This window comes from Pedobacter sp. 01T416_2, from assembly GCF_056398925.1.
Genome location: NZ_JBFTQI010000340.1, coordinates 1 through 6,074, shown reverse-complemented (window position 1 = coordinate 6,074; position 6,074 = coordinate 1). Strand labels below are relative to the sequence as shown.

Here is a 6,074-nt window from a genome sequence, read left to right as displayed (position 1 = left end):
CCCGAGCCCTATGAGATTGTTTTTTTCGTCAATAATTTTAATAATATCGCCTTTTAAAAAGTCTGTTTGTATTTCGATAATCCCTACGGGCAACAAACTGGTGGCTTTACCAGAGGTTAATACTGTTTTTGCGCCATCGTTTAATTTCACAATGCCCGTAGCAGCAGTTTCAGAATGGGCAATCCACTTTTTCTTGCCCGATTTACTTTTTTCGGGAACAAAGCGTGTGTGCACCAGTTCATTGTTTAGTAAAGAAGTGAGCACATCATCTTGCGTTCCGTTGGCAATATGGACTGTTATGCCTAATTTTGCTACTTTTTGCGCCATGGTCGATTTAGTAATCATTCCACCACGGCCAAATTGCGATTTACCCGTTTGGATAAAAGAGGCCAAATTAGCAACCGAACCATTAATTTCCTCAATAACAGCCGATCCTTCCATTTTCGGATCGCCGTTGTAGATGCCGTTTACATTCGACAGGATGATCAAGGCATCGGCATTTAACATCGAAGCAATTAATCCAGCCAGTTCATCATTATCGGTAAACATCAATTCAGTAACCGAAACTACATCGTTTTCATTCACCACAGGGATTACTTCATTTTGAAGCAAAATCTGTAAGCAGTTCTTCATGTTTAAATAATGTGCCCGGTCGCGGAAATCTTCTTTGGTAACCAAAACCTGTGCACATTGAATTTCATGTGCTGCAAAAAAATTAGCGTAGGTATTGATCAGTTTAACCTGACCAATGGCTGCTAACAGTTGGCGGGTAGTTACGGCGTCTTGTTTTTCAGATACCTTGATCAAACTTCTGCCTGATGCTACCGCACCCGAAGAAACCAAAATAACCTCAATACCAAGTTTTTTTATATCGGCCAGTTGATTCACAAGATGTTTAATCCTTGCTTCATCAGGCAAACCATTCGCCTGTGTAATTACATTCGAACCAACTTTAACAACTATTTTTTTGTACCCTAATTTCATTATTATTTTCAAGCAATTTGATGTGGCAATTTACCATCAATTTTTCTAATTCAGATGATTATCTATGGGCATAATGGTTTTTTACAAAAATGGTAATTAGTTTGGGGTTGGGAGTTTGGCGTTTGGAGTCGATTAACCGATTTAAACAATTAACCTCCATGCCACTAACCAATCACAAATGAACTATTTTATAAGTCCGAAGTTTGGTGACGGAGGTCAGAAGTACCGCTTGCTTATTACAAGTTAACCGATTTAAACAATTAACCAGTTAACCGCCACGCTACCAATGAACAAATGACCAATGAACTATTGAACTAAATTATTAAATTGCATTCACCCTAACTCAAACCACTATGAAACGTATCTTACCAGGCATAATATTGCTCAGTGCAATTACGGCTTGTAACAACCCTCAAAAGAAAGAAATGAAAGCAATTAAATGGCCCGATGCCAAGGCCCCTATAGCAGAGATTATTCCGCATAAAAGAACAATACATGSCGATACCGTGGTAGATAACTACTATTGGATGATCGATTATTTTAAAAAAGGGCCTGATAGTACAAAAGTTGTCAATTATTTAAAAGCTGAAAATACTTACCTCAACACGATGATGAAAAGTACAGATCAATTTCAGGCTGATCTGTTTAAAGAAATGAAAGGGAGGATTAAAGAAAAAGACGAATCTGTTCCTGTTTTCAAGAATGGATATTTCTATTACACCAGAACCGAAGACGGACAGCAATATTTTAAGTATTGTCGTAAAAAAGGGAGCTTATCGGCCGCTGAGGAAATACTGTTAGATGTAGATAATCTGGCAAAAGGCCATGCCTATTACAGCGCAACCGGATTTAGTGTTAGTCCCGACAATAAACTTTTAGCTTTTGGAGTAGATCAGGTTTCGCGCCGCCAATATACCATCAATGTTAAAAATTTAGAAACCGGCGAAATGTTAAAGGATGCCATTACCAATACCGAAGGTGGGGTAGCATGGGCAAATGATAATAAAACACTTTTCTATACTTCGAAAAACCCCATTACACTATTAAGCGAAAAAATTAAAAAACACACACTTGGCACCGATGCTAAAACAGATACTGTCGTTTATGATGAAAAAGACAACAGCAACTATATTGGCGTAATGAAATCGAAAAATGGCCGTTTTATTTTTATTGCGTCGCAGGGAACATTAACTACCGAATATAGAATGATTGATGCCGATCATCCAGAGGCAGCGTTTAAAGTATTTTCGCCACGCTCAAAAGATGTTTTATACGATATTTTAACCGTAGATGATAAGTTTTACATCGTAACCAACTGGAATGCCAAAAACTTCCGTTTGATGCAATGCCCTCTGGATAAAACAGAAAAAGAAAACTGGAAAGAGGTTATTCCAAACCGCAAAGATGTTTTACTCGAATATGGAGAAGAATTTAAAGACCATCTGGTATTATCAGAACGTAAAAATGGCTTAACCGAGCTACGCGTACTGAAGAAGGATGGTAGCGATTATTATATCAAGTTTGATGAACCTGTTTACGCTGCCGGTGTTGGCGCAAATCCAGAATATAACAGCAAAACACTGCGTTATTCGTACACCTCTTTAACCACACCAAACTCAGTTTACGATTACGACCTCGAGAAAAAGGATAAAAAACTAATGAAACAGCAGGAAGTTGTTGGTGGTTACGATCCTAAAGATTATGCAACGGAACGAGTTTTCGCGACAGCAAAAGATGGCACAAAAATCCCAATTGCTTTGGTTTACAAAAAAGGCTTTGAAAAGAATGGACATGCACCATTGCTGCTTTACGCTTATGGATCCTATGGATCGAGTACAGATGCAAACTTCTCTTCGCCAAGATTAAGTCTATTAAACCGTGGCTTTGTTTTCGCCATTGCCAACATCCGTGGTGGACAGGAAATGGGACGCCAATGGTACGAAGACGGTAAATTGATGAAAAAGAAAAATACCTTTACCGATTTCATTGCAGCGGGCGAGTACCTGGTTGATCAGAAATATACATCAAAAGGCCATTTGTATGCACATGGAGGTAGCGCAGGTGGTTTATTGATGGGCGCTGTGGCTAATATGGCTCCCGATTTATGGAACGGTATTATTGCTGATGTTCCTTTTGTAGATGTAATTAACACCATGTTGGATGAAAGCATTCCATTAACCACCAATGAGTTTGACGAGTGGGGAAATCCTAAACAAAAAGCAGCTTACGATTATATGAAAAGCTATTCTCCATATGAAAATGTAGAGAAAAAGGCCTATCCGAACATGTTGGTTACTACAGGCCTACACGATAGCCAGGTGCAGTATTTCGAACCAGCTAAATGGGTAGCCAAATTAAGGGCAACTAAAACTGATAAGAACGTATTATTGCTTAAAACCAATATGGAATTTGGCCATGGCGGCGCATCAGGCCGTTTCGATTATTTAAAAGATGTTTCGTTACGCTGGGCGTTTCTATTCTCGTTGGAGGGGATAACGAAATAATTTTTTACTCGGTTCGTCATTCCCAATCAAGTTGGGAATGACGAACATCCTTTTTAAAATTTAAATCAAGCTACATCCCACAATGAACACTAAACTAAAAACACTCCAAATTATCCACCTTGCTTTATGCGCTGGCGTTTTCCTCTTTGCACTAGTAACCATCTTTCTCAATCGCGAAATCATGTTTTTTGATGCCAACCCTAAAACCACTTCGCCTTTTAACCCAATATTTCCAATTATGGGCTTGATCACCATCTCGGCGAGCATCTTTTTTTACAGAAACTTAATGGCAAAAATCGACAAAAAAGCTCCTGCCGATACGAAGATTAACATGTATCAAAGTGCGTTTATCATTAGTTCAGCAATGCTGGAAGGGGGTGCTCTTTTCAATATTGTTGGTTTTTTTATGACACATAATTCATTCTTTTTGATATTTGGTGCAGCTAATTTTATTTTTTTGATACTCAAAAGGCCTACCAAGAATAAATTGATTTCCGCTTTACAATTGCAATACCCAGATACAGAGGCTTTGTAAGCAATTAGCCTTATCTTTGCCCCCCAATGGAATACAATGTTCACACTTTGCCAAACGGCATACGCTTACTGCATGTGCCCTCGGCCTCTGCCATATCTCACGCATGCATCATCGTCAACACAGGATCGCGCGATGAGCCTGAAAACAAAGCGGGTTTAGCACACTTTATTGAGCATTTGATTTTTAAGCGTACCGAAAAACGGAGCACCAACCAGATATTAAATCGTTTGGAGAGTGTTGGGGCAGATCTAAATGCCTATACTACAAAAGAATACACCTGCGTGCACGCCTCTTTTTTAAATCCATATTTAGATAGAACATTAGATCTTTTCAACGATATTCTGTTCCACTCAACCTTTCCTGAAGAGGAAATGGATAAAGAAAAAAGTGTAATCCTGGATGAAATCTCTTCTTATTTAGATCAACCGGAAGAGGCCATAAACGATGATTTTGAAGATATGCTTTTCGCTGGGCATGCACTGGGCAATAACATTTTGGGCACAACCGAATCCGTTCAGCATTTTACCAGGGAGGATGTAATCAATTTCATAAAGGCCAATTACCGCACAAACGAAATTGTGGTAGCCGTTTTAGGCAATTACACCCTAAATAGTGTTGTAAATAAAGGGAGTAAACATTTTGCTGATGTTGAAGAGAATAATCCAAACAAAGAAAGGGTTAAGCCAGGTATAATCGCACAAAACAATACAACTATCTACAAGCCGATTATGCAGGCACACTGTATTTTAGGCAGGCAGGCATATTCTACGCACCAATTGCAAAAGGTGCCTTTAATGCTGTTGAATAATTACTTTGGCGGCAATGGAATGAGTTCGGTATTAAATCTACAGATCAGAGAAAAACATGGGATTGCCTATACCATTGAGTCCAATTTTTCTCCATTAAGCGATACAGGTATTTTTTCCATTTATTTTGGAACAGATAAAGAAAAGCAGGCCAAAGCACTCTCTTTAATCTTTAAGGAGATCAAAAAGCTCAGAGAACATCCTTTAAATGAATTGCAGTTACAAAAAGCCAAAAACAAATTTATCGGACAGATTGCTTTGGGTGAAGAAAACAGGATCGGTTTAATCATTTCGATGGCCAAAAGCCTGATCGACCATAACAAAATCGATTCTCTGGAAACTGTTTTTGAGAAAATAAATGCCGTTACCACCAAGCAAATGGCAGAAGTTACGGATGAAATTTTAAATATCGAGCAACTGAATATCTTTACTTTCTGCCCAATAGAGGAATAATTCTTATTTTTGTAAGTCAAAATCTTTCGTTTTGTCATCCTGAGCCTGTCGAAGGACTTAACTAGGGGTCTTCGACAGGCTCAGACTGACAGCATTTTGCACTAATTAACAAACTCAGATTGAGATCTGAAAAAAATATAATACAATGAAATTACCAATAGTAGCTTACGGTGATCCTGTTTTAAAAAAGGTAGGAACCGATATCGATAAAGATTATCCAGGATTAAAACAATTAATCAGCGACATGTTCGACACCATGTATTATGCAAATGGTGTAGGCTTAGCTGCCCCTCAAATTGGTTTGCCTATCCGTTTGTTTATTGTTGATACAGGTGAAGATGAAGATGGCACACCGGGCTACAAAAAGGTATTTATCAATGCCGAAATTTTGGAAGAAACGGGAGAGGCCTGGAGTTTTAACGAAGGCTGCTTAAGTATTCCTGATATCCGTGAAAACATTATGCGCAAGCCGAATGTCAAAATTACCTATTTTGATGAAAACTGGGTAGAACATACTGAAGATGTAGACGGAATGCCTGCACGCGTAATCCAACATGAATATGATCATATTGAAGGAAAATTATTTACAGACAAAGTAAGTGTTCTTCGCAAAACCATGCTTAAAAGCAAACTGGATGCGATTTCGAAAGGAAATATCAAAACAGATTACAAAATGAAGTTTCCGAATAAGAGTAAGAAAAGATAAGTTTTGATGTAAGATATCAGAGGGAAAATGGAAACGTTTTCCCTTTTGTAAGATATCAGAGGGAAAATGGAAACGTTTTCCCTTTT

5 protein-coding genes are annotated in these 6,074 nt (G+C 38.3%); 4 read left to right on the top strand and 1 reads right to left on the bottom strand.

Translation table 11 applies throughout. The features are described 5' to 3' along the window. A partial coding sequence (proB, locus tag AC1DPQ_RS15015; protein WP_477610018.1) for a glutamate 5-kinase occupies positions 1-984 on the bottom strand: 984 nt, incomplete at its 3' end. 353 nt (positions 985-1,337) lie between these two features. On the opposite strand from proB, the gene AC1DPQ_RS15010 reads away from it, so the two are divergent. The 4 genes from AC1DPQ_RS15010 (at position 1,338) to def (ending at position 5,988) form a co-directional block, all read left to right on the top strand. Continuing rightward, positions 1,338-3,488 (top strand): S9 family peptidase, encoded by a 2,151-nt coding sequence (locus AC1DPQ_RS15010; protein ID WP_477610016.1) that lies wholly within the window; start codon positions 1,338-1,340, stop codon positions 3,486-3,488. A 181-nt stretch (positions 3,489-3,669) separates the two neighbouring features. Next, complete coding sequence (locus tag AC1DPQ_RS15005) at positions 3,670-4,023, top strand: hypothetical protein (RefSeq protein WP_477580976.1); 354 nt, start codon at positions 3,670-3,672, stop codon at positions 4,021-4,023. A 26-nt stretch (positions 4,024-4,049) separates the two neighbouring features. Beyond that, positions 4,050-5,282, top strand: a complete 1,233-nt coding sequence (locus AC1DPQ_RS15000; RefSeq protein ID WP_477580974.1) for a M16 family metallopeptidase — start codon at positions 4,050-4,052, stop codon at positions 5,280-5,282. 145 nt (positions 5,283-5,427) lie between these two features. After that, positions 5,428-5,988: a peptide deformylase gene (gene def / locus AC1DPQ_RS14995; RefSeq protein WP_029274882.1), complete on the top strand. Its 561-nt coding sequence runs from the start codon at positions 5,428-5,430 to the stop codon at positions 5,986-5,988. Positions 5,989-6,074 lie beyond the last annotated feature (86 nt).

Excerpts from the sequence above, each read along its gene's own strand:
- AC1DPQ_RS15005 (WP_477580976.1), top strand. The coding sequence starts at position 3,670 with ATGTTTTTTGATGCCAACCCTAAAACCACTTCGCCTTTTAACCCAATA.
- AC1DPQ_RS15000 (WP_477580974.1), top strand. The coding sequence starts at position 4,050 with ATGGAATACAATGTTCACACTTTGCCAAACGGCATACGCTTACTGCAT.
- def (WP_029274882.1), top strand. The coding sequence starts at position 5,428 with ATGAAATTACCAATAGTAGCTTACGGTGATCCTGTTTTAAAAAAGGTA.